Below are 25,963 nucleotides of genomic sequence, written 5' to 3' on the forward strand. Positions count from 1 at the left end.
TGCCGAATGGAGAACTCGGCTCCGGCACCTTGCCGGTTATTCTAAGTAAGTATAGCCGTAAAGTCCCGAACGATAGTTGGACAGAAACTCTTTACCCTCTTCCAACGATATCTTTCCTTCTTTTACAGACTTGGTCACCCATGTTTCAAGGGTACGTACCAGTTTTTTAGGATTATATTGTACGTAATCCAACACTTCCGCTACTGTCTCACCATCAATAATCTGTTCGATATTATATCCCTTTTCATTCACAGAAACGTGAACAGCATTCGTATCTCCAAACAGATTATGCATATCTCCCAAAATCTCCTGATAAGCTCCGACCAGGAAAACAGCCAGATAGTAAGGTTCTGTTTTCTTCAGACTATGCACAGGCAGATAATGAGCTACATTCCGGGTAGAAATGAAATTTGCAATCTTTCCGTCCGAATCACAGGTGATATCCTGCAGGGTAGCCGAACGCTCCGGCTTCTCATCCAACCGCTGAATAGGCATAATCGGAAATATCTGATCAATCGCCCAAGAGTCGGGCAAGGACTGGAACAATGAGAAATTACAAAAATATTTATCCGCCAGCAACTTGGACAATCCCCGGAATTCATCCGGCGCATGTTTCAAGCCTCCGGCGATCTGATTAATTTCCCGTGTAATGGACCAATACAAACGTTCGATCTGAGCACGGGTCTTCAAATCCACAATACCATGACTGAACAAGTCGAGCGCTTCTTCCCGAATCTGTTGTGCATCATGCCATGCTTCCAGCATCTTATTCTGGTTCAACGAATCCCAAATACTGTACAGTTCCTGCACAAGCTCATGTGCATCCGGAGCGATTTCCTCTTCATCATCCCATTCCGGAAGAGTAGCTGTTTCGAGCACCTCGAAGATCAAGACAGAGTGATGAGCCGTCAATGCCCGTCCGCTCTCGGTAATGATGTTCGGATGCGGGATGCCGTTTTTATCGCTGACATCTACCAATGTAGAAATGGAGTCATTCACATATTCCTGAATGGAATAGTTTACACTACCTTCACTATTGGAAGAACGGGTTCCGTCATAATCAACGCCCAGTCCGCCGCCGATGTCCACAAACTCCACATTGAATCCCATAGAGTGAAGCTGCACGTAAAATTGAGAAGCTTCGCGCAAAGCCGTCTTAATGCGACGAATCTTCGTCACCTGGCTGCCAATATGGAAATGAATCAGTTTCAGGCAATCTTTCAAGCCCTTGCTTTCCATAAAGTCAAGCGCTTCGAGCAGTTCGCTGGAAGTCAGACCGAACTTGCTGGCATCACCGCCCGATTCTTCCCATTTTCCACTGCCGGAAGAAGCCAGTTTAATACGAATACCGATATTGGGCTGTACATTCAACTGCTTCGCCATTTTGGCTATCAGTTTCAGTTCGTTCATCTTCTCTACTACGAGGAAGATACGTTTGCCCATCTTTTGGGCAAGGAGTGCCAGTTCGATATAACTTTCGTCTTTATAGCCGTTACAAACAATCAATGAGTCAGAATCCGTATTGACGGCAATCACCGCATGAAGTTCCGGTTTGGAACCGGCTTCCAGTCCGAGATTGAATTTCTTTCCGTGGCTGATAATCTCTTCTACCACAGGACGCATCTGGTTGACCTTAATGGGATAGATGATAAAATTCTCGGCTTTATACCCGTACTCTTCGGCAGCCTGCTTAAAACAGGAAGACATCTTTTCAATACGGTTGTCCAGAATATCCGGGAAACGCAACAGCATGGGAGATGCCACATCCCGCAATTGTAACTCGTCAACCAGTTCCTTCAGGTCGACGGTCACTCCATCTCTCCGCGGTGTAACAACAACATGACCTGCGTCATTAATACTAAAGTACGAAGTACCCCAACCCGTAATGTTGTAGAGTTCTTCAGAATCTTCAATACGCCACTTTCTCATTTTCTGTTATTCAGTGTTTTTAGTAAATAATTGGATGGCAAAAATACAGATTTATCTACAGGCTGCCAATTAATTGGATATTATTTCTTTCAATTGGTCTATATAACCGGTCTTAATTTATATTTCCAGCAGTTCCTGCAGGCGTTGCACAGACGATTCAATCTGCCAGCGGTCTTCCAGTTCGTCCGCATTAAAGATATATTGCGCCTGCGTATAAAAAGGTGCACGCTTTTCAAGCGCCTGAATGATGAAATCCATTAATTCATCATCTTCCTTTCCCTGAAGAATGGGACGTTGCTGCTTGGCAATACGCAAGCGTCTGAACAGCACATCGGGATGTACATTCAAGAAAACGGTTTTCCCCGTCCGGTTCATAAACTCCATATTGTCATAAAAGCAGGGTGCTCCCCCGCCTGTAGAGATAACGACGTTCTCAAACTCAGCTACCTCATGAAGCATATTTCTTTCCAACTCACGAAATCCGGCTTCCCCCCGTTCCGTGAATAGTTCTCCGACAGTTTTATGAAAACGTTCTTCGATATACCAGTCCAGATCAATGAACGGGACATTCAGTTTGCGGGCAAAAGCCTTGCCCAAAGTAGTTTTTCCGGCACCCATATAGCCGGTAAGGAAGATACGAACCATAAATGATTAATTTTGCTCACAAAATTAATCATTTAATGAATAATGAAGAATGATTCTCTATTATTTAAAAACTTTTATCCGTTCTTCCAGTGGCTGGAACTCTTTTTCTCCCGGCTTATTGACGGGCACTCCAAACGGCATTTCCGCAATCAGATGCCAATGTGCAGGCAAATTCCATGCCCGACGCACCTCATCATCAATCAACGGATTATAATGTTGCAAGGAAGCACCGAAGCCCACATCTTCAAGCATGACCCAAACAGCCAGCTGATGCATCGCCGAGGTTTGTAATGACCATCCGGGGAAATTCTCCTGATAAGACGGGAAAGCTTCCTGAAGCCCCTTCACCACCTTCTGATCTTCAAAGAACAACACCGTACCATATCCACAGGCAAAGGAATTGTCAATCTTTTCTTCGGTTTTCGCAAACGCTTCTCCCGGCACAATCTTCCTCAACGCATCTTTTACAATGTTCCATAACTTTTTATGAGACTTGCCAAGAAGAAGCACCACACGGGTAGATTGAGAATTGAATGCCGACGGCACGTGTCTCACAGCCAGATTGATAATGCATTCTATCTCCTGATCCGGAATAGGTGACTGGTCGGTAATCGAATAATAAGTCCGACGATTCTTCAAAGCTTCACTAAAAGTTCTTTCCATAATGGCTCCTTTCTTAATTTTATTTTCTTAAACTCCTTATAAATTAGAACAAGCTTCTCTGCCAACTTGTTCGATTCCGGAATATATTTGTACCTTCGCACCGTCAATGCTGTTGACATAATCATTCATTATCAGAAAATGGCTAAAGAAAAGTTCTACGTAGTATGGGAAGGAGTGACGCCGGGAGTATATGCTTCCTGGACGGATTGCCAGCTCCAGATCAAGGGTTATGAAGGTGCAAAGTACAAATCGTTTGACACCCGCGAAGAGGCGGAACGTGCACTGGCCTCGTCACCTTACGCTTACATCGGCAAGAATGCGAAGAAAAAAACGGAAGCTGCCCGAACCGGTTCCGATACACTGCCTGCTTCCGTCATTGACAATAGTCTGGCAGTCGATGCTGCGTGCAGTGGCAATCCCGGTCCGATGGAGTATCGGGGAGTACACGTGGCAAGCCGCCAGGAAATTTTTCATTTCGGCCCGATGAAAGGTACAAACAATATCGGAGAGTTTCTGGCCATCGTGCACGGACTGGCGTTGCTGAAACAGAAAGGATTTGATATGCCCATTTATAGCGACAGCGTGAATGCCATCAGCTGGGTGCGACAGAAAAAATGCAAAACCAAACTTCCCCGAAATGAGGAAACTAAAGAACTGTTTAAAGTAATAGAACGGGCAGAGAAGTGGCTCAGAGAGAACACTTACACTACCCGTATTCTTAAATGGGAAACCAAGGCGTGGGGAGAGATTCCGGCAGATTTCGGCAGAAAATAATAGCCGGAAAGTCTATTCTGCGACTTGATCAGCAGCCTGTTCCTTCTTATGTTTAAACACAAAGCGGAGCATCAGAAAATTAGTGGGAACAGCCACAGCGAGCACACACAAGGGAGCTATCTCCTGATCTACATTCAGATACAGGAACAAATTGAACAATCCCATATGTATCAGATAGTTCACCAAATGGCTGCCTCCAAATCCCAAAGCCCTTTTCAAAGAAGGGTTGCTACGGAACGTGAAATAAGAAGTCAGAAAGAAATTACAGATAAAACTCGTCACATAGCCTATCGTGTAGGCAATATTCAAGTTGGTCATTTCGTATTCCTGCAACAGATAATAAACCCCATAATGTATTCCGGCGGCCAACGTTCCCACCGTGCAATAACGAATAAACTGGTAGCGTTTACTCTTCGATTGAAATACTGATTTTACAATTTCCATTAGTAAGTAGTTTTAGTTTTATAGTTCAGTTCAGATGTTTCATTTTCATTCAGTCAGATGGACGCGCAAAGTCCTGAGTCAGTTGTTCCCACACTATTTTCAGCCATATCAAAGTACAAGGCAGAGCCTTCAGAGCATAAGGTTTCACATATTCCGCTCTTATGAATCTTGGAAAAAGATCGGTAGTAGACAAAGAAGTCAGTAGAATACAGAATATAAGCAATGACAGATTCAATATTGGTGTAGCAGCTTTTGTCGGTGTCTTTACATACCAGATTCCAACAGCAATCATAGCAGTCAGATAGCCATAGGTTTCAGTGCCGGTGCTAAATAGCACCATAAACAAAAGTGCAGAGGATAGAAACAAGAATCTGAAAGATTCATTTCCGTATTGCCGGATGCGTAAATAAGGAAGGGCAAACAAAATCATTCCGGGAACGATTATCCATAAATCACTGAAGGAGGCTCCCGTTATCCGATGTAACATACCCAGCAAAGATATGTTTTGATTGACGCTAAACTGATTCAGCCCATTCTTATAGACAAGCACATCGAACCATTCTTTATACGAATGAACGACATATTCCGGAGAAGCATAGAGCATGGGAAGCAGAAAAACGATCACTGCCCAAAAGACTAATCCGCCGGTGAGTTTCATTTTGTGTTTCGAGAATAAAAAGAAAGCCAGTCCGACTATCCCATAAAGTTTGGTCATAGTCCCTAACACAATCATCAAAGCAGCCCAAAAATCCTTTTCTTTCTCGATCAGCACATACGAGAATATAATCATAGCGGTAATACCTATGCTATATTGCTGAGACAAAACAGCTGTAAAAACGTCATTTACAGAAACTAATATAACAACAGCAAATTGCCACTTTTTCAAATCTAACTTGCTGATAGCATAATAAAGGAAACCACAATTCACCAGGCACCAAAGGATCATCCCCAACGGTCTGGGAAGAACCGCAAAAGGAGAAATCAACGCAGTGAAAGAAATACCATACAGAAAGAAATCCTTCTGTTCCTGAAGATATTCTACATATAAAGGAGAAGAAGATATCGCATGCCAAAAAGACTGGCTAAATATAACATAATTGCTATATGTCCCCTTCATCATCAATGATAAACTGCAAGCTAATCCTACTCCCATCCACAAGATGAATAGAAAGACGGGATTCTGCACATATCCTTTCAACCTCTCCAACATATCATCAATAAGTTTTTTAGTTCATTTACAAATACCCCCTTTTTCATATCAGGCAACATCACCTCACTTCTTAAGTCTACAGGAACTTCTTTGACGAAGGTGGTATCATCAAGAGAAGCCTTATATATAAACTCCGTATCAAATAAGAACTGTTTAATACGAGTGGACGCAAGAAAAGCTTTTCCCTTACAGTTAAACCCCTTTAATCCCCCCTGCGTATCTGTGTGGGTCAGCCCTAACAGCATAAAGTTCAAGAAACGTGAAGCATGACTCGCCAACTTTCTACGGGTAGAAAGTTGTGAATAATACGTATGATTACGATTTGCTACAACTACATCATACCCTGCCTCAAGATATTTAATCACCTGACAAACAGACTCAATCTTATATGGAAAATCATAATCTGTATAGAGAGCCAGCTCTGAATCAGAATGTGCTATACCATCACGAACAGCAGCTCCTTTCCCTTGATTTATCTTATTGTCTACAATGATAGTGTTGGGTAAGTTATTTGTCAAACGAAGTACAGCTTCTTCCGTAAATCCGTGTTTGGAACCATCATTTACTACGATAAAGCGAATATTGTACCCGTTCAGCATCCCTTCCAACTCTTTATGTTTTTCAATCAGTTGCTGCTCCCATCCTTCATGAGGATTATAACAGGGCAATATGACATCAATCCGTTTATCATCTTTTTTATGTAGAAAAGGAGTTGGGGTTCTTGATGTATAGTCCTGAGTTAATTGTTCCCAGATGATTTTAAACCAAATAATAGCACATGGGAGAGCTTTAAGTGCAAATGAAGTAATGTATTCAGTCCTGAAATGTTTTGAAAAAAGAATACTGCTTGAAGACGCTGCCGTCAACGCAAAACAGAATAGCAATAAGCATGTATTCAGCACAAACGATTTTTTATACGTTGGCGTACTTACATACCATATACCCACACCAATTAGAGCTCCCACATATCCACATTCTTCCGTTCCCGTACTAAACAAGACCATAAATAACAGAACTGATGCCAAAAACGAAAGCCGAAAATTTCTATTCTCGTATTGTCCAATACGAAAATAAGGTAATAAGAATAAAACAATTCCAGGAATTATCAGCCACATATCACTATATTCAACAGCATGAGTAATCTTTCGAACCATTCCTAATAAAGAGATATTCTGATAAAAGCTCAACTCATTAACATCATCCTTAACTACAAGAATACTAATCCATTCTTTATAAGAATCAAATACATATTGTGGAGAAGTATAAAACATTGGAACTACAAATAGAACGAATGCCCAAAATAGAATTCCCCACAGAAAATATAATTTTCTTTTAGAGAAAAGGAAAAAAGCCAACCCCACAACCCCATAAATTTTGGTTAATGTGCCTAAAACAATCATCAATGCAGCCCAAAAATCTTTTTTTCTCTCGACAAGAATAAAAGTAAAAAGAATGAAAGCGGCTACTGCTGCATTATACTGCTGAGTCACAACAGATAAATATAAGCCATTATATGACAACCAAATGATAATGGCAGTTTTCCATTTTTCAAATTCTAACTTCTTTATAGCAAAGTACAATAAAAGAGCATTACACAAACTCCACAAAGCAGAACCCACCATTGTTGGCATGATTGAAAAAGGAGCAATCAATAAAGTAAAAGGAATGCCATATAGAAATAAATCAAAATATTCTTTAGGATATTCTACATATAAAGGCGTTTGCTCCAAAGCATGAAAAAATGAACGGGAAAATATCAAGTAGTTATTTGCAAGTCCTTCTGTCCAGCTTACCCAAAATCCCCTGATAGCCACCCCAAACCACAAAATTGCTAATACAATAGGATTTTGCACTAACCTTAGTATAAATCTTATTATATTTTTCATTTTATTATATCCTTGTTTAGTTTTATATAATCTATAAAACGACCAAAACTAACATTCTTTTTCCTAAAATATCGAATGAAAGCATCCAGCCTTTTTTCCATTCCTTCTCCTGCATGATTCCTTATAATAAATGGCAGTTTCCATTCCGGATGTTCATTTAACGGATAAAATTCCCACGGATGAAAGTATGTCACAAAATATCCATCATGCCGATGAGTGCATTTACACAACCAACGATAAAGTGAAGCGGGCAAATTATGACATGAAAGCCAAAATAAAGGGAAACGCAGCAAAGGAGTAACTGATGCCGGCATTTGCATCACACGGTCTTTTATAAAAGGAGTACGGGGAGTAGAAAGCCGCATATATCTTCCTGGGATAAATGTCGGATTCAAGGAAGAAGTATATATATACCCCGCCTCATATACAGCTTTTTCCGACACAGGCATCATGCGTGCCTGCCGATAGCCATAAACTTTGGTTCCGGTGATTTCCTCCAACTGATCTTTCGACCTTTTCAGATCTTCCACTTTAAAGGTCCAATGATAGAAACCATGAGAAGCAATCTCGTGACCTCCCTCCTGAATGCGCTTTATTATATCAGGAGCATGAAGAGCAAAATTTGCCGTACAGAAAAAGGTCGCTTTTACCTGATTCCGTTCCAAGCAATCCAAAATTCGGGTAGTCCCCTCTACAGAAACTTTAATTTGCTCTTCCATTGATATGTCCACCTGATGTTCTTTGGGCACATCAAATTCCTCAATGTCAAAACTTAATAAAATCATTCCAATATTAGTCTAGTTTACGTTTGTTGCTGTGAGTTGCTGCAAATATGCAACCACAGCCTATAATGCTTGCATATCGTTTAGTCTTTTATAATAACCATCTAATTCCAATAATTCTTCATGACGTCCACGCTCTACGATTTCCCCTTCATAGAGCACACAAATCTCATCCGCATTTTTGATAGTAGAAAGACGGTGAGCAATTGCAATTGTGGTACGCGTCTTCATCAATCTTTCCAATGCTTCCTGTACCAAACGTTCCGATTCAGTATCCAGTGCAGAAGTAGCCTCATCCAAAATCAGGATGGGAGGATTCTTCAGAATAGCACGGGCGATGCTGACACGCTGTCTCTGTCCACCGGAAAGTTTGCCGCCACGGTCACCGATATTTGTATTATATCCTTCCGGCTTTTCCATAATAAAATCATGGGCATTGGCAATCTTAGCAGCCTCTATGACTTGTTCCATAGTTGCATTTTCTACGCCAAAAGCAATATTATTGAAAAATGTATCATTAAAAAGAATGGCTTCTTGATTTACATTGCCAATCAAACTGCGCAAATCGGCAATACGTACATCTTTAATACTTGTACCATCGATGGTAATATCTCCTCCTTGCACATCATGATAACGTGGCAATAAATCTACGAGCGTCGATTTTCCTGAGCCTGACTGTCCTACCAAAGCAACTGTCTTTCCCTTTGGCACTGTTAAGTTCACATGTTTCAGCACTTCTCTTTTACCATCATAGCTAAAGCTTATATCTTTAAACTCAATCCGATCATTCATTCCAGTCAATGGTTTCGGATTAGGAATTTCTTTAATATTATTCTCAGCCTTCAATATTTTGTCCACGCGTTCCATAGAAGCAAGCCCCTTGGGGATATTGTAACCAGCCTTGGCAAAGTCTTTCAACGGATTTATCACGCTATACAAAATAACCATATAAAATATAAACGTCGGTGCAGTCAATGACGAATTATGCCCTAAAATCAAAGCACCACCAAACCATAATACAGATACAATCAGAATTGTTCCCAAGAACTCACTCATCGGATGAGCCAAAGCTTGCCGCATAGCAACTTTGTTGACTGCATCACGAAGCTCATTACTGCACCTCGTAAAACGATTTATCATTCTGTCCTCTGCAATAAACGCTTTGATAATACGCAAACCACCCAATGTTTCTTCCAACTGAGACATTGTATCACTCCACTTACCTTGTGCCTCCAGTGATTGACGCTTTAGTTTTCTTCCGACCTTACCCATCAGCCAGCCCATAGCCGGTAATACCAAAACGGTGAAAAGAGTTAACTTCCAGCTGGTAGCAATCAATGTTATAAAATACAATATAATCATGATAGGGCTCTTTATCAGCATGTCCAATGAGCTGGTAATAGAGTTTTCCACCTCTCCCACATCACCACTCATACGAGCTATAATATCTCCTTTTCTCTCCTCTGAGAAAAAGCCCATCGGCAAACGCATTACCTTCGCATATACCATGATACGGATATCCCTGACAACTCCTGTACGTAATGGAATCATCACAGCTGAAGATGCAAAATAACAGGAAGTTTTAAATAAAGTCATCAAAGCCAAAAACAGTCCCAGAAAAATCAAAGCAGTAGTAGGACCATTATCCTGAATCATTTGGGAAACATAATAATAGAAATTATTTATCGCAACATCTTTAAAACCGGCAGTTCCCCATTCCATATACTCATATACCTTATTATTCTCTCCTGTTTTAAACAAAATGTCCAGAATCGGAATTAACAAAGTAAATGAAAACACATTGAATACAGCTGACAAGATATTCAGCAAAATAGCCCATCCGATATACTTCTTATATGGCGACACAAAACGTCGCATCAGTTGCAAAAATTCCTTCATTATTTGAAATAAAATAAGTTAAGGCTGCAAAGATACAATAAAACTGTCTAACAGTTGAAGGTTTCTTTTAATAATTAATACGAATTATATAATAGCCACCTTCTTGACCATTTATTCGTCTATTTCACTCCAACACTACTCATTATCAAAAGATATGGGCACCACATGATAATAAACCCCATGAGATCTCCGGTACGATTTCACTCCCAGCTTTTGCAGAATACGCCCCAAATAAGATACTTGCCGAGGTGAAAACTTCATCTTACTAGCCTTCTGTATTCGTTGTAGCAAATCCGCAGCAAGCAACCATTCTCCTGCCTCTTCGTCGCCTGCCGCCCGATAATATACCTGAAACAATTGCTCGATCGCAGGAGATTGCTCAAACTCCTGATTAGACTCCGTCATAATAGCTTCCTCTTCTTCATCAAACCAATACCGTTCATTTTTATAAAGCGCCGTCATTGCTTGTGCATAAAGCTGCTCATAATCAATGGGACGCACCACATCAATCACTCCCGTCACTTCGACGCCGATAAAACGGCGACTACCGGAAGTGTCTGTCAGTAAGTCTTTATGATTACTCGTCCCGATAAAAGAAGCATACCGCCGAAGTGATTCTACAGCTGACGCATTCGGGCGACGGGTATTAACAACCGGTTTTTGCAAAATATGTTTAAGGAATGATTGCTGATTGACACCTATCTGATCAAACTCATCCATATTGATGAGAAGAAAACGATTCAGATACAACTCGGCGTCCCTTTTACGGCTAAAGTCAATGCTGTCCGTATAATACGCCTGCAAACAAGGAGGCAGAATCAGACGGCAAAAGGTGGACTTACGATAAGCCTGCGGACCGATTAAAATAGGTGAAGTACTGTTCGCATGATTTTTGTCAACTCCACGCCAGTGCGCCACTGTACTGAGAAACCAACGACGAAAAAGTTGTCCCCAATGAGGATTATCACAAGGAACTCTTTCAGCCAGGTCACGGATGTGGTCTTTACCGTCCCAATGGGGAAGATCATAAAGAAATTCCTCGACAGGGTGATAAACGGGAACATGATCGGAATTCAGATATCGGACCACATCCTTATCCCAAAGTTTGATGCCCTCATACATCGCATTCATCGTAATACTTGCCATCACCCGTTTGTCTATGGGGCGAAAATAAAAGTTGAAACTGTTCCGCTCACGGTATTCCACGCTCGAAGTCAGCATATTGAAACGAAACTCATAGCGGCGTTTCATAAACTCATCTGTCTGCATGACAAACAATTGCTCCGGCAGCAAACTACTTTTATCGGCAAAACCCTCGCACGTACCATACACGTTCTTCACCGTCTCGCGAATCAGGAATTCATCTTTCGGTAAACGATAATGAGCACGTGCCCATCGCACGGTATCTTCTTGTGGAATGCCGGCACGAAAACACTGCTCAGCCAGACAAACAAGCAATGAGTGTATATCATCGCCTGGGCGGTATCCTTTTTGCTCGGCAAATGCTCGGGCAAACGCTGCTTCAAAAAGAACAGAAAGTGCTTCGTAACTATCATATCCGGGAACAAGCCGCTGTAAAGGAGAAGCCTGCGCCTGTACCTGCTCTCGATAGGTGGTTTCCCCCGGCAAAGATGCTGGCTGTTTCAGATAAACAGGCATGGCTTCGGGATTAAAATACAGCTCCGGGTCGAAAGTTAATCGGCAATACTGTTCCAGCGAAGGCTCTCTTAATTCGATATCAAACGGGAGTTGGGGCTGGTAATATTTCACAGCCAGACGATAAGCATGCGCATGAAAGACTTCCGCCTGTTCGCGATTATCAGGCAGACGATTGTCGGGATACGTAAAACGAACCCATATCTTTACAGACTTTCCTGAAGAACCGATAAAAGCAAGATACGTCTGAGGCAGTTCCTTCACACACTCCTTCACCTCATCAGCTTCCATACGTCCGGATAACCCGTTGACCTGAAGCATAACGATTCCATTATATTCGGCCATCGCCATTACACCGTTTTTTCTGACAAATGCTGCCGCCGGAAGTATCTTTGGGACCCTCTCTATATAATCATTTTTATCACCGGGAAGTATATAAGGCAGGACTTCTCTCATATTAGAGACCAGTTGTGCTTTAGTTTCCTTTTTCATCTGCTCTACGAGCTGTTCAATCTTCAACGTACGCATCGTATTTACTTTGCCATCGTCTCTCACTTGTGTTATTCTCATTTTTTCTTTCGCTGTTTGTCCTGCTTGCGTTGTAGGGCAATATATATTTTGCACAAAAGTACTGTAAACATTCTATGTAAACAAGTTTCTGATCATAAGTTTCATTCCCATCTCCTCTCCCTCTACTAGAAAAGAAAAAGTATATTTTAGTCTCACGGTCTCACTACTTTTACATAATCATCAAATAATTAATATATTATAGAATGAGAGATACTTTTTACAGAGGTATCTCTCATCATTTCCCCACTGAAATTACTCTCTTCTAACCTGTCTCTCACCTTCTTTTGATTATCTCTCATTCTGCTTTCTAACTTCCATTATTTAATTTCAGACCTATACATTTCTCCTTTTAGAAGTACTTTAAGGCGCATATATTTTACCATTCATTATCATGCAAACAATCCTATAATTGCTTGTTTTACAACTATTATTGTCGTATCTTTGAAAGACGTTATTCATCATACTACCCGGGTGAACCGACCTGTTCACCCAGGTACACAGATACGTTCTCGAAGGTGCAATGATCGGTTCACCCGGGTAGAACGATGAAGATGTCAGTAAGATGACACGCAGATAAAGGCTTTAAATGCCGAAGAGATAAGTAACACCATATATAAACAACAATTAAGATGGCAGTACAATTCGAATTTTATAAGAATCCCGTTCAGGGAGAAGAAGAGGGGGAAACAAGTTATCATCCCAGAGTCGTGAATTTTCAACACGTGACTACCCAAAGACTGGCAGCCGAAATTCACTCGGCAACTACCTTTGGCAAGGCCGAAGTGGAAGCAATGTTAATGGAACTCAGTCGGTGCATGGGAAATCACTTACGCGAAGGGCAAAGAGTACATCTTGACGGGGTCGGCTATTTTCAGATCACATTACAAGCAACAGAGCCGATACATTCCATGGCCGCACACGCTGACAAAGTGAAGTTTAAATCGGTCAGTTTCCTGGCGGACAGAGATTTAAAAGGTGAGCTTATAGGTATGCATGCACAACGCTCAAAGTATAAACCCCACTCGGCTACCCTCTCCCAGGAAGAAATAGACAAAAAATTAACCGGGTACTTCGCTACGCATACGGTTTTGACCCGCTCTGATATGCAGTCACTTTGCCAATTCACACACAGTATGGCGGCACGCCATATTCGCAGGTTGAAAGAAGAAGGTTCTTTGCAGAATATCGGAATTCGTACGCAACCGATTTATGTGCCGTGTCCAGGACATTATGGGAAATAGTTGTAAAATAGAATGAGAGATAGGGTAAAATAGAGTAATTCCAGTGAGAAAAGAATGAGAGATACCTTTGTAAAAAGTATCTCTCATTCTATAATATCTTAATTATTTGGCGATTATGTAAAAGTAGTGAGACCGTGAGACTAAAAAAATTCTTTTATAGCGGACTTAGATATAGTCACAACACCCAAAGAGGAAGCCCAAATGAGTTTCCTCTTTTACCTAATATCGCTTATGGAATATCTTGAATAATTCCTTCCCAACTATCAATCCCTATTCGAGATAAATACTGTTCAAAATAATCATCTTCTTCATCTGTATCCGCTTTTTGATAGGTTGTCCATACAGGCTTGGCTTCACCATTATGAGGCGCTTCGGTATACTTACGCAAACCCAAACAGGCACCATCTCCCAAATGATCAAACCAGCTATGCCATTGTATTCCATCAATGCCGTCCAAATTATTAATCTTCTTCCAGCCATAAGCAAAGCCGGCAGCCTGATCCTGCAAATCATTATCACTATAACTTGGAGAACATGTTCCTGCCTCAGAAAGCCAGACAGAACGTTTCACTGTTCCTTTATATTTATTGGAGGAAAGACTTACCCACTTATCCAAAACCTCCAAATTTTTCAAGGTCACATATTCCGTGTCCATAGAATAAGTTGCCTGTTCATCATCCCAAGTGCACGGGTTACCTAACTGAGCCGGGTAACTATGACACGCCAATGACCAGAAGAAATCACCTTCGCTTTCACTGAATTGATTCATAAAGTCGAGCATATCTCTTACTTTATACCAACCGCCACCGGCAGCGATGTTCCATCCATGTGAGAAAGAGATAAAGACTTCCGAGTGCTGGTCATATTGATGCGCAATATTATAGCACATACGCATCGAACGGAGATAAGTGTCCATAAACGTGGCAATCGGTTTGTCACCCATATTGGTCCAATGACTTCCTCCATCCACTTCGTTATGTATAATCCAGTGCGCTATGCGCATATTAGGAGCACTATATCTTTTTGCCAGGAAGTCAAGTGCTGCAGCGTAACAATTTGTAGACTCTATTGTGGTCATATTGGGCATTGTATAAGGAGCTATACCATTAAAATCCGGATGTTTCAAAAGAGTACCGGCATCCCCAGTAGGAGGAACCAACAAAATACCTGCTACTGAGATTCCACGTTTACTCGTTTGCTCCAACACAGCATCAAATGAACTCTTCATATATCCCTCATTAAAATAATATGTCCTGCCACCGTAAGTATGCGGAATATCTCCTTCTTGTTGAGAAAGATGCATGAAATGAGAGATAGGAATGTTGATGGTGGCACTAGCAATATCTAAAGCATCCAAATCAGATGCAAGGAATCCATGGTTTATCAATCCTCCCAACCCCTTCTTAGATTTTAAAGGAATAGCCTCAACACTTTGTTTTACGTGTATTTTATCCACGTTCGCATAGCAGGCATGAGAAACAATCTCATCCTTGGAAGCTCCTTCTTTGTATATAGCCCACTTAGACAATAAACGATCATACTTATAGTCACCTATAGTAACATATCTATCCAACTGAACGTTAAAAGAGCCGTTTGATAAAGGTGTTTTATTTCCCACCTTTTCCACTTTGAACATATCCACAAATGGAGGAATCTCTCCCAAGAAGAAAGTACCTTCTCCCGTATAGTTACCTTGAATACTGATCGTACTCTCTCCTACCACCACATCAGTTACATGGCAATCATATTCTTTATTCAGATAATCTTTAATTCCTTGTTCGTACTTCTCTTTATTAAGCGCTTCATTATTCTCGTCCTCTTCCGCCTGTTTTTCCTCATCATTCATTGTACGTAGGCGTATATTACGCATTTGTATGATATTATTAGGCTGGTCTCCAAAATCCAAACGCAGATAATCTTTCACTTTTCCCCAATCAAACTCCTGTCTATATTTCTTTAGACGAACGCTGAATGAAGCCCATTCCGTAGAAGCAGGAACGGTTCCCGCGCTCATGCTATGAGTAGCATCAATCCCATTTTTTGCATCAGCAAAAAAGAGTTCAAGGTTACTCATCCCCATTTCCGTCTGATATTCAAATTCAAGAACATTACATTCTTCGGGAACATCTTCTTTAAACAAACCGGCAGTCGCCCAAGGATCACCATTAGTAGTTTCTATCGTATAACTACTGTCTTCATTCTGAGTTAACGTTACTCCCGACTTATAGGGCCCATCCAATAACATATAAACAGGCGGGGTAACAATTTCCTCAGGAGGAATAACTTCTCCCCCATCGTCTTCAATAAAGTCATCATTACAGGAAGACAAGTTCATCACAAAAAATGCCATTAAAAACAACATGCCACATCGCCCTAGCAGGCGTTCAGGCCTTCTCGTAAAGAAAGCTTTCAAATTTTCCATAATTTCAGTTTTAGTTAATAATGTCGTTGATTAAAAATTCTCAATAATATTCCAATCAGGAATTCCAATTAAAGGTAAGAATTGTTCGAAGTATTCATCTTCTTCATTTGTGCCTGCTTTTCGATAAACTTCCCACACAGGTTTGGCTTCCCCTCTGTAAGATTCATCCAAGTATTTACGCAATCCGAAGCAAGCTCCGTCTCCCGGATGATCAAACCAATTATGCCATTGTAGCCCATCAATCCCTTCCAATGCATTGATTTTCTTCCAGGCAAAAGCCAAACTAGCCGCTTGCTTCTGAAAATCTTCATCCGAATAAGTAGGAGAATTTACTCCAGCCTCAGAAAGCCAGACAGAGCGCTTAATAGTCCCTTTATATTTATTTTCTTTGGTAAGCGCCCACTTACTCAGAACTTCCAGATTCTTAAACGTAATAAATTGGGTATCCATGGAAAACGTTGCGTTCGGATCAATCCAAACACATGGATTCGTCAAATCCTGAGAATAGCTATGATAAGCTAATCCCCACTGAAAGTCCCCTTCTACCCGACTATAAACATTCAACAAATCAATGATTTCCTTGCTTGTATAGAGCCACCATCCCACATTCGCTATCTGTGTCCAGGAATGTGTAAAGGAGCCCAAAACCTCTGCCTGCTTATCATATTGGCGTACTATATTATAACATATACGCATTGATTTTATATAGGTATCCGTAAATACAGTAAGAGGTTTTACTCCCATATTTGTCCAGTCTATACAGCCGTCTACCTCATTATGCATAATCCAATGAGCTATACGCCCGTAGCGATTGTCCGCCGTACAATATCTTTTCGCCAGAAAATCAAATGCCGCCGCATAACAATTCACCGATTCCAGAGTAGTCATATTAGGCATTGTATAAACCCCTCTTTCATAATCCGGATGTTGCAACAATGCCCCCAAGTCAGGGTCTACACATTTAGCTGCCGGTTCGACAAGAATGATGGCAGCAACAGCAATATTCCGTTTGGCTGCTTCTAAAAGAGGAACGTCAAGCACAGTCTTGAGGTAACCTTCATCCATATAATAGGTTCTTCCCCCATAAGTATGCGCAATATCTCCCGCTCTTGGCGTCAGATGCATAAACTGAGTGATACAAACATTAATCGTAGCACTGCTTATCCCCAACGAAGTAAAATCCGATATATATTGGTTAGGAATAATTCCACCCAACCCTTTCTTTGAAGTCAGTTTGATAGCCGGAAGATTCTGAAACGCATGAATTTCATCCGCTTGATGCGCATGAGAAACCAGTTGGTCTCTTTCTACTCCCTCTTTATAAATAGCCCACTTTGACAAAAGACGGTCATATAACGCTCCATCCCTTTCTACATAGCGCTCTAACTTAATTTCAAAAGATGAATCTTCTAACTTCAACTTATAAGGAGCCTTCTTCACATCTATGATATCCAAATAAGGAGGAATCTCACCTAAAAAGAAGTTGCCTTCACCGGTATATTCACCAGTAACGCAAACGGAAGATTCCATTACTGAGACCTGAGAAATTTTACACGAATAGCTTTTTCCCAAATAAGCATTCAGATCTTGTTCGTGTTGAATATCTTCTTCGTCAAAAGGAGATTCAGGTATCTCCTCTTTCTCTTCCTCGTGACAGGAAGAAACAATGAAAGGACAACAGGACAGAAACAAAAGAATAATAAACGACTCAATATAAGCCTTTCTCATTTTAAAAAAATGACTTTTCAATAGCTCCATAAGTAAACTGTAAAAGGGTTTAGGTTCAATTATACAAATATAGAGCTATTAATATGAACACATGCAAAATCCTACTTCTTTTTACAATTTTTATACACAGCAAAAAATATTACTACCGAAAAACATCTTAACTGACAATCATCTATTATCACAAATGAATACTAATCAATCAGCAAAGCTTTCATCGGCTTTTTGTCTCCCATATAATAGACGGAAATACAAAAAGCTTCCCAATCCGCATACCCTCCGAATCGCCAGACATAAGAATCGACCCAACAGGGAAACTCTTCGTATCTGAAAGAAACAACACCGTCTTCTGAGTGGAGATAAGTGGTCACTATATCCTGAAATTGCGCATGAGAACGTTTTGCGCATGGAATGACAAATGCCATATGCAAAACGATCGCACTTGCTGCCACAATTGATACACTTCTACACCAAACCGCATTAAATGAAGTCTGTTCACTGATCAGCTTGATTAAAATCACAACAGAAAACAACTCTATTCCAAACAATTGCCGGACATTTCGAAATCCTATAACCAAGCTAAAAACAAGTTCAATTAAGATTACATAAAAATAAAGTTGATTATCATAGAAAAACTTTCTCAGGGTATGATTATTGTTGTTTCTCTTTTCACGAAAAAAAGTATATACCAGCAAAAACAGAAGAACATAAAATGCCCGAAGCTCACCGATTATCAATAAGAAGGTTTCCCAGATGGAAGGATGATCAAACGACGCGCGCCCGCGGGCAGCAGGCGATAAACACAACAACAAGGTCCCAAGCCAAAAGCCGGCAACCAAAGCTATTTCAGGTGATTTAGGCTTCCTCTTATTATATTGTACACAATAAATAATAAACAAAGCCCCGGAAATGCCTATAACCAAAGATTCATGTGTCCAACCAGAAATGACGCCCAGCAAAAAAAGAAGAAAAGCAACTCCCCAATTCACCCTTTCCATTTGCCGCACTTTAGTATAAACAAGCAGAAAAGCCAAACAAAGAACGGCGCTCCAAGTATAATTGAGAGCACCACTCATCAGTAAAAAGAGATCAACCGGGCAAGGCAATAAGAACCATATAAAGAAAACTGCAGCAACCCAGTAACCGAATTTTGTCAGATTTCTTTTTCCGGAAATCCATATAACCAACATATTAAGTAACAGAAAAGCGAATACATTGATTAAATTAAAACAATTCTCCCCCCAAAGTCCGGCAAACGACTGCTCCAGAATATGAGGAATGGTACGGCCATTCACATAAAAATAATGATTATATTGCGAAAAAATAACATCGGTAAATGATGATATCTTCTGCTCAAATCCTATCGATGTGCCTTCAAAGAAAGACTTAGCTGCCACAGGAGTCAAATAGAATGAATAAAGATAATCATCTCCACATATCGGAGTGTACATATTCATCAGGTAAAATAAACTTCCTATTATCAACAGAAATGCGCCAATACCAATCCGAACCGTTTTTTTACTCATAATCTTAGCTATTGTTTCACACCATTATATTCTCTTGCAATGTAGGTAGGACGATTCTTTGTTTCATTGAAAATACGTCCTATATACTCCCCTATGACTCCCAAGGACAGCAACTGTATCCCACCTAGAAAAAGAATCACAACCATCAGAGTAGGGAAACCCTGTACAACTTCGCCCCATATCAATGTTTTAAACATGATAAAGCACATGTATATGAAAGCAACCAGGGAAACTATAATTCCAGCAAAAGTAGAAATGCGTAAAGGAGCTACAGTAAAGGAAGTCACCCCTTCCACAGCCAGACCCAGAAGGCTGAAAAAGTTAAACGAAGATGTACCGGCAACACGATCTTCCTGCTCGAACTTGATCTCTTTCTTACGAAATCCAATCCAACAATACATACCTTTAGTATATCTTTGGCTCTCACGCAGCTGTTTTAAAGCGTTTATACAACAACGATCTAACAGTCTGAAATCACCGACATTCGGGAGAATCTCCACACGGGTCGTTTTCTGCAATAACTTATAGAATAACAAGGACAGATATTTACGCATCAAACTCTCCTTGCCTCTGGTTATTCGCTTTGCGTATACATCATCATACCCTTCTTCCCAATATTTCAACATTTCAGGGATTAAGTGAGGAGGATGTTGCAAGTCAGCATCCATAATCACCAGACAATCGCCCGTAGCATAATCGAAACCAGCTAACATTGCTACTTCTTTTCCAAAATTGCGCGACAGGTCGACAAAATTAATTCTCTCATCTTGTGATCTCAAAAATTTAATAACTTCCAATGTTTTATCATGGCTGCCATCATTAACAAACAAAATCTCCCACTCATATTCTGCATAAGAATCCATCATTTCTTTTAGCTTCGAATAGAGCTCCGGAAGAGAGAGTTCCTCGTTGTATGCAGGTATTAAAACACTAACTTTACTCATATTTTTTTAGATTTTAGAACAAAACGAACAAGAAGGAAATTAACCGGTACTACTAATGCAAACACAGGAAGAGGTGCCCATCTCTCCGGGACTCCGATCCATATAAATAATGACAATAGCCCGATATGCAACAAATAATTGACAAAATGGCTGATTCCAAATCCTATTCCTTTTCTAACAGTAGGCTTAGTGTTAAAAGTGAACACATTAGACAAGTAAAAATTCAGAATAAAGCTAATAGCATAACCAATAGTATATGCAATAGCTGGTAACATCAATACACATAAAAAGAAATAAATACCATAATGAGTAGCAGTTGCCAGAACACCAACCAATATGAAACGAACAAACTCTCTACGCTTATTAAAAACAGACATCATCCAATACTCTTTTATTGATTTTGATCCAACTACCTACAGGAGATTTATAAAACGGTACAATATTATAAATAATATGTAAGACCAGCAAAGAAAAGTATAACTAAATATACAAAAATAAATAATGTTACTTCTCCATTAGATTAAATCATAGAATGATATCTAAGGTGCAATATCTCCACTCATCTTCATGAGTTACCACCACACATCACTTTATACATTCAAGAAAAAAGCTCCCTTATTTTGATCACAACATCCATATTCTGCGAATCAAATTTTCGAGCAAACAAATGCTCTGTTTCTAATAAATATTGCAAATCCTCCATTTTCCAAACATAAGGATTCCCCCGTTCCCAATCAATTGCACGAAGTCCGGCATTCAACTGCTCACTACCAGGATAAATATGACTCCGCCTTTCTGAGTTCCACAATATAGATTGAAGGAATATTTCGTCACCACAGCAAACATTTTTAAAACGCCTTAAAATAAAAGACTTTTGGGCTAATATAATTGTTAGCAACTCATGCGTAATACTAACCCAATTGGAACCCTTTTTAAATTCAATTTCTTTAGGTCGGTTATAATGGAAGAAATCCTGCAACTTTAAAAAATTTATTCGAAGAGATTGTACTTGCTTTTTAAAAATACGAGGTGGAATTTTATAATAACGACAGAACAAATGATATTTAAAAACCTTTCTTTCAAGATCTTTTAAATTAGCCTCACCACAAGAGTAAGGCACAAACTCATACCCCTTATTTTTCTCGAAGAAACGATGAATATAGTCCTGTGACTTTATCGGTAAATCTACCCCTGACAACAAATGATAATAATCATAAGGGCCTTTCATACTGGCTGTCTCAAGTAACAACAGTTCAGCCTTTACCACACTAATATCACCCCATCTAACATCAAGACGTTGCTCAAGTACAAAAAGACGAGCTTTTGCAAGCCGAAATAAATCTTGCTCTAAAGGTCCGAGCACGACTTTCTTATCAATATGCAGATATATATCATTCCTCCCATCATCAAGCATAGAAAGTAGTATCTTCAATATTTGAAATTCATTATGGGCCAGAATTAAAAAAGCATGTCTCATTACCTTTGCATCATTAAATAAGTTCATTATCATGCAAAGATACAACAGATAGAATTCCAATACAACAATAGTTAGATAAATTCCAAACATATATTTTGATAAGTATTGGAATCTATCTATCTTTGTGAAATTTAAGTCTTAAATCATTAAATTGGAGTTGACACCCGGTTCTTAATGGAGACAAAGACAATAACGTCATTAACCTAAACAACTATTATATAGACCAATAATATCCATAATTACAATGATAGACAAACCTATATATGTGACTTCCCCCCTACTGCCTTCTTTGGAAGATTTTACTTTCTTATTAAAAGAAATATGGGAAAGCAAAATGCTGACAAATAATGGCAACTTCCACCAAAAGCTAGAAGAGGAATTAGCTAAGTATCTTAAAGTTCCCTATCTCAGTTTGTTTACGAACGGCACTCTACCTTTAATAACCGCTTTACAAGCAATGAGAATTACCGGTGAAGTGATAACTACTCCCTTTAGCTTTGTAGCAACAACACATTCTCTTTGGTGGAATGGAATCAAACCTGTTTTTGTAGACATTGAGCCAGAAACCTGTAATCTGGATCCTAGTAAAATAGAAGCAGCCATTACCCCCAAGACTACAGCTATCATGCCTGTACACGTTTACGGGAAGCCTTGTAAAACGAAAGAGATTCAAGAAATTGCCAATAAATATGGATTAAAAGTCATATATGATGCCGCTCATGCTTTTGGAGTAGAAATAAACGGGGAAAGCATTTTAAACTTTGGAGATATGGCTACTCTGAGTTTTCATGCAACGAAAGTTTACAATACTTTGGAAGGTGGAGCATTAGTCGTTCATGACGAGCAGACAAAAAAGCGCATCGACTATCTAAAAAACTTTGGTTTTGCCAGTGAAACTGAAGTTGTAGCCCCCGGTATTAATAGTAAAGTAGATGAGGTACGCGCTGCATACGGATTACTTAACCTTAAGCAAGTAGATCATGCAATCAATTCCCGTCGCAAAGTAGCCATAAGATATAGAGATGAACTTCAAGGTGTTAAAGGGATAACCTTTTTCAATGATATACCAGGAGTACGCCACAATTATTCTTATTTCCCAATTTTCATAAATGCTGAAGAATATGGAATGACGCGTGATGAACTTTATTTTAAGATGAAGGAACATAATGTATTCGGACGCCGTTATTTCTATCCGCTAATCAGTACATTCTCAACATATCGCGGATTAGATTCTGCTAACCCTGACAATCTGCCAATAGCAACCCAAATGTCCAATAACGTCATCTGCTTGCCAATGCACCATGCTTTAAGTGAAAATGAAGTCGAGTATATCCTCCAAATTATAAAGAAATAGTATGATACAATTATCAGAAATAACAAACTCTATATCCCCTTCCTTAACAAGGCGTCTATTTAACTTGGCCCAAAAATATGACAATGTTATAGATTTCACATTGGGAGATCCGGATATACATCCACACGATAAAATAAAAGAAGCTGGCTGTAAAGCGATACTGGAAGGTCGTACAAGATACTCCCCTAATGCCGGATTATTAGAATTAAGAGAAATAATATCTTCCAGATACAAGTTACAATATAATATAGAATACAACCCGGCAAATGAGATTATGGTTACAGTTGGGGGAATGGAAGGATTATATTTAACCCTGCTAGCCATTCTAAACAGAGGGGATGAAGTCATTATACCAGCTCCATATTGGATAAACTATGTACAGATGGTATGTATGTGTAGTGGAGAGCCCATTATCACAGCTCCTGTCAGCACCAATGACTTATCGATATCTATAGAAAACATAAGGAAGGCAATCACTCCTAAAACAAAAGCTATTATTTTAAACACGCCCAGCAACCCTTCCGGGCGGATAATTTCTGATGACTCCATCCAACAAATAGCACAGATAGCTATTGAGAATGATTTGATAGTAATAACAGATGAGGTATACAAAACCCTACTTTATGATAATGCTCATTTCAAAAGTATTGTTACATGCGACAAGATGAAGGAACGCACTGTTGTTATCAATAGTTTATCAAAAGAATTCTGTATGACCGGATGGCGTTTGGGTTATGTAGCTGCACCTTCAGAATTAATATCAGTCATGACAATGTTTCAAGAGAACATAGCTGCTTGTGCTCCATTGCCGTCTCAGTATGCAGCAATAGAAGCACTAAGAAATTCGGAGAAATATTCGGCTGGTATGATTGAGGAATTCACTCTCCGCCGAGATGTTTTATTGGAAGAAGTTGCCAAAATCAAAACAATAACAGTCGATGCGCCACAAGGAACCTTTTATGCAATGTTAAATATAAAATCTACCGGATTAAAATCTGAGGAGTTCGCATATGCCCTTTTAGAGAAAGAACAGGTAGCAGTGGTTCCTGGAATAACTTACGGTGATTGTTGCGAGGATTTTATCCGGATTGCTTTTACATTAGATATTTATAAAATTAAAGAAGGAATTCAAAGACTTAAGCGATTTGTCGAAAGTTTATAAGATGAAAAAAGTTTTAATGTTAGGAGGCTCTTTATATCAGGTCTATGCGATTAAAGAAGCTGTAAAAATGGGATATTATGTAATCACCTGCGATTACTTGCCGAATAACCCAGGACATCAGTATGCCCACGAATATTATAATGTCAGCACAACAGATAAGGAGGCTGTTTACGAGTTAGCCAAAAGACTTCAAGTAGATGGCGTCGTTGCATATGCTTCAGATCCTGCAGCCCCTACAGCTGCTTATGTTTGTGAGAAACTAGGATTGCCTACCAGCCCCTATACTTCTGTAGAAATTCTTTCTCAGAAAGACTTATTCAGACGATACTTGGCTGAACATAATTTCAATGTTCCCAAATACGTCGGATGTTCTTCATACCCGGAGGCTTTGGAACAAATCAAGAATTTAACCCTTCCTGTTATGATAAAGCCTGTCGATTCATCAGGAAGTAAAGGCATCAATAAACTGACTAACGTAGATCAACTAAAAGACTTTATAGAAGATGCCCTCTCATATTCCCGTGAAAAACGCATTATTATTGAGGAATTCATAGAGAAGGACGGATATCAGATATCAGGAGATGCCTTTTCCGTAGACGGAATTTTAAAATTCCACTGTTTTGGAAACGAATACTACAGTTCTTCAGTTGTCAAAGATTTCGCCCCACTTGGTGAATGCTGGCCTTTCCAAATGAAACCTGAAATTATAACAGAGCTAGAAAAGGACATACAGCGTCTGATTTCTGAACTAAAAATGGGGACAACCGCATATAATGTCGAGGCTATTCTTGGCAAAAACGGGAAATTGTATATACTGGAGTTAGGTGCCAGAAGCGGTGGCAGTTTAATACCTCAGATTACGGAACTGGCAACAGGAGTCAACATGGTTAAATATGTGATAAAAGCAGCTTTGGGAGAAGATTGTTCCGAAATAGAGATGTCACCTGCAAGGGGATATTGGTCTAATTATATGTTACATAGCAAGCAGACCGGACGGTTTAAAGAAATATCATTTGATGAAAACTTTGCAAAAAACAATCTGGTAGATTGTGTAACAGAACTGAAAAGTGGAGATAATGTTCATGCTTTCCGTGATGCTGGCGATGCATTGGGGACACTTATCCTCAAATATTCTTCGAAAGAAGAAATGTTTAATGTTATAGAAAACATGGACCAGTTTGTACATATTATTATTGATTAAAATATGAGCATAACAATCCATACAGAACCTCTAGCATATACCGAATTCAGAGATTTTATCATATCCTCTGCAAACTGGTTTGTTCCTTCTCTGTTACAGATGCCCAACCTGGATGAATGGATATTGAAAATGTACCATAACGGCTCTATGTACTATACTATTTCCGGATCTAACATTATATCCTTAATTGTTGGCTATTACAATAGAGAAGAGAGATTTTTATATATACCCTATGTCTGTGTAAACCCCGACCATCAAGGTCATGGGATCTCTCAAAAAACAATTAATTATATCATAGAACATCTTTCTACCGATATTCAGAAGATATTGCTCGAAGTTAGAAAAGACAATAACAATGCACTTCAAGCATATCATAAAATGGGATTTTATGAGGCTGAGGATAGGGATGAGAAGTATTTAATGAAGAAAGAGATACATAAAAGTTGATATTGA

The 25,963-nt window shown here is 39.6% G+C and carries 21 protein-coding genes; 6 read left to right on the plus strand and 15 right to left on the minus strand.

The annotated features are described in order from the left end of the window. Nucleotides 1–36: 36 nt before the first annotated feature. From speA to DW640_RS04220, 3 genes are all read right to left on the minus strand, one after another. Nucleotides 37–1,929, minus strand: a complete 1,893-nt coding sequence (gene speA, locus DW640_RS04210; RefSeq protein ID WP_008767598.1) for a biosynthetic arginine decarboxylase — start codon at nucleotides 1,927–1,929, stop codon at nucleotides 37–39. 117 nt (nucleotides 1,930–2,046) lie between these two features. Beyond that, nucleotides 2,047–2,574 (minus strand): shikimate kinase, encoded by a 528-nt coding sequence (locus DW640_RS04215; RefSeq protein ID WP_022471656.1) that lies wholly within the window; start codon nucleotides 2,572–2,574, stop codon nucleotides 2,047–2,049. Nucleotides 2,575–2,634: 60 nt separating this feature from the next. Beyond that, a complete protein-coding gene (locus tag DW640_RS04220) occupies nucleotides 2,635–3,237 on the minus strand; it encodes a nitroreductase family protein (RefSeq protein ID WP_008767596.1) in 603 nt (200 codons plus the stop codon). Nucleotides 3,238–3,375: 138 nt separating this feature from the next. Here DW640_RS04220 and DW640_RS04225 point away from each other — a divergent pair, with 138 nt between their 5' ends. Further along, nucleotides 3,376–4,011 (plus strand): viroplasmin family protein, encoded by a 636-nt coding sequence (locus tag DW640_RS04225; protein ID WP_055301000.1) that lies wholly within the window; start codon nucleotides 3,376–3,378, stop codon nucleotides 4,009–4,011. Between the two features lie 12 nt (nucleotides 4,012–4,023). Here DW640_RS04225 and DW640_RS04230 read toward each other — a convergent pair whose 3' ends face one another. The 6 genes from DW640_RS04230 to DW640_RS04255 all read right to left on the minus strand — a co-directional run bounded on the left by DW640_RS04230 (nucleotide 4,024) and on the right by DW640_RS04255 (nucleotide 12,458). Further along, entirely contained in the window at nucleotides 4,024–4,455 is a 432-nt protein-coding gene (locus tag DW640_RS04230; RefSeq protein ID WP_048698591.1) for a GtrA family protein, read from the minus strand. Nucleotides 4,456–4,504: 49 nt separating this feature from the next. Continuing rightward, nucleotides 4,505–5,665 (minus strand): glycosyltransferase family 87 protein, encoded by a 1,161-nt coding sequence (locus DW640_RS04235; RefSeq protein WP_074857729.1) that lies wholly within the window; start codon nucleotides 5,663–5,665, stop codon nucleotides 4,505–4,507. Further along, entirely contained in the window at nucleotides 5,650–7,551 is a 1,902-nt protein-coding gene (locus DW640_RS04240) for a glycosyltransferase 87 family protein (RefSeq protein ID WP_074857727.1), read from the minus strand. Before DW640_RS04240 ends, DW640_RS04235 begins: the two co-directional genes overlap by 16 nt. Then, on the minus strand, nucleotides 7,548–8,336 hold the full coding sequence (locus tag DW640_RS04245) for a polysaccharide deacetylase family protein (RefSeq protein ID WP_074857724.1): 789 nt from the start codon (nucleotides 8,334–8,336) through the stop codon (nucleotides 7,548–7,550). The genes DW640_RS04240 and DW640_RS04245 overlap by 4 nt, the downstream gene beginning before the upstream one ends. Nucleotides 8,337–8,396: 60 nt before the next feature. Next, a complete protein-coding gene (locus DW640_RS04250) occupies nucleotides 8,397–10,232 on the minus strand; it encodes an ABC transporter ATP-binding protein (protein ID WP_008763650.1) in 1,836 nt (611 codons plus the stop codon). A gap of 135 nt (nucleotides 10,233–10,367) precedes the next feature. Beyond that, nucleotides 10,368–12,458, minus strand: a complete 2,091-nt coding sequence (locus DW640_RS04255) for a BT4734/BF3469 family protein (RefSeq protein ID WP_074857722.1) — start codon at nucleotides 12,456–12,458, stop codon at nucleotides 10,368–10,370. A 629-nt stretch (nucleotides 12,459–13,087) separates the two neighbouring features. Here DW640_RS04255 and DW640_RS04260 point away from each other — a divergent pair. Further along, nucleotides 13,088–13,699: an HU family DNA-binding protein gene (locus DW640_RS04260; protein ID WP_054959935.1), complete on the plus strand. Its 612-nt coding sequence runs from the start codon at nucleotides 13,088–13,090 to the stop codon at nucleotides 13,697–13,699. Between the two features lie 229 nt (nucleotides 13,700–13,928). Here DW640_RS04260 and DW640_RS04265 read toward each other — a convergent pair whose 3' ends face one another. The 6 genes from DW640_RS04265 to DW640_RS04290 form a co-directional block, all read right to left on the minus strand. Continuing rightward, nucleotides 13,929–16,121 carry a DUF5722 domain-containing protein gene (locus DW640_RS04265; RefSeq protein ID WP_117577438.1) on the minus strand — a complete coding sequence of 731 codons (2,193 nt, stop codon included), beginning with the start codon at nucleotides 16,119–16,121 and terminating at the stop codon, nucleotides 13,929–13,931. A gap of 30 nt (nucleotides 16,122–16,151) precedes the next feature. Next, nucleotides 16,152–17,849, minus strand: a complete 1,698-nt coding sequence (locus DW640_RS04270) for a DUF5722 domain-containing protein (RefSeq protein ID WP_061473287.1) — start codon at nucleotides 17,847–17,849, stop codon at nucleotides 16,152–16,154. Nucleotides 17,850–18,040: 191 nt separating this feature from the next. Continuing rightward, nucleotides 18,041–19,372: a DUF6056 family protein gene (locus DW640_RS04275; protein ID WP_011108804.1), complete on the minus strand. Its 1,332-nt coding sequence runs from the start codon at nucleotides 19,370–19,372 to the stop codon at nucleotides 18,041–18,043. Between the two features lie 8 nt (nucleotides 19,373–19,380). Beyond that, nucleotides 19,381–20,316 (minus strand): glycosyltransferase family 2 protein, encoded by a 936-nt coding sequence (locus DW640_RS04280; protein ID WP_048697960.1) that lies wholly within the window; start codon nucleotides 20,314–20,316, stop codon nucleotides 19,381–19,383. Then, nucleotides 20,313–20,693: a GtrA family protein gene (locus DW640_RS04285; RefSeq protein ID WP_048697973.1), complete on the minus strand. Its 381-nt coding sequence runs from the start codon at nucleotides 20,691–20,693 to the stop codon at nucleotides 20,313–20,315. The genes DW640_RS04280 and DW640_RS04285 overlap by 4 nt, the downstream gene beginning before the upstream one ends. Nucleotides 20,694–20,914: 221 nt before the next feature. Beyond that, the gene (locus DW640_RS04290; protein ID WP_055229095.1) at nucleotides 20,915–21,883 is read right to left on the minus strand and encodes a beta-1,6-N-acetylglucosaminyltransferase; all 969 of its coding nucleotides are present in this window, start codon (nucleotides 21,881–21,883) and stop codon (nucleotides 20,915–20,917) included. A 154-nt stretch (nucleotides 21,884–22,037) separates the two neighbouring features. Between DW640_RS04290 and DW640_RS04295 the strand changes: the two genes are divergently transcribed. Genes DW640_RS04295 through DW640_RS04310 form a run of 4 tightly spaced genes read left to right on the plus strand, consistent with a single transcriptional unit; the run spans nucleotide 22,038 to nucleotide 25,957 of the window. Continuing rightward, nucleotides 22,038–23,147 (plus strand): DegT/DnrJ/EryC1/StrS aminotransferase family protein, encoded by a 1,110-nt coding sequence (locus DW640_RS04295; protein WP_048695985.1) that lies wholly within the window; start codon nucleotides 22,038–22,040, stop codon nucleotides 23,145–23,147. A gap of 1 nt (nucleotide 23,148) precedes the next feature. After that, on the plus strand, nucleotides 23,149–24,309 hold the full coding sequence (locus DW640_RS04300; RefSeq protein ID WP_048695980.1) for a pyridoxal phosphate-dependent aminotransferase: 1,161 nt from the start codon (nucleotides 23,149–23,151) through the stop codon (nucleotides 24,307–24,309). A 1-nt stretch (nucleotide 24,310) separates the two neighbouring features. Beyond that, nucleotides 24,311–25,510 (plus strand): acetyl-CoA carboxylase biotin carboxylase subunit family protein, encoded by a 1,200-nt coding sequence (locus DW640_RS04305; RefSeq protein ID WP_225664871.1) that lies wholly within the window; start codon nucleotides 24,311–24,313, stop codon nucleotides 25,508–25,510. Nucleotides 25,511–25,513: 3 nt separating this feature from the next. Beyond that, a complete protein-coding gene (locus DW640_RS04310; RefSeq protein WP_055229096.1) occupies nucleotides 25,514–25,957 on the plus strand; it encodes an N-acetyltransferase in 444 nt (147 codons plus the stop codon). Nucleotides 25,958–25,963 lie beyond the last annotated feature (6 nt).

Origin of the sequence: Bacteroides sp. AM23-12 (assembly GCF_003434395.1) — a bacterium.
Lineage (GTDB): Bacteria > Bacteroidota > Bacteroidia > Bacteroidales > Bacteroidaceae > Bacteroides > Bacteroides thetaiotaomicron.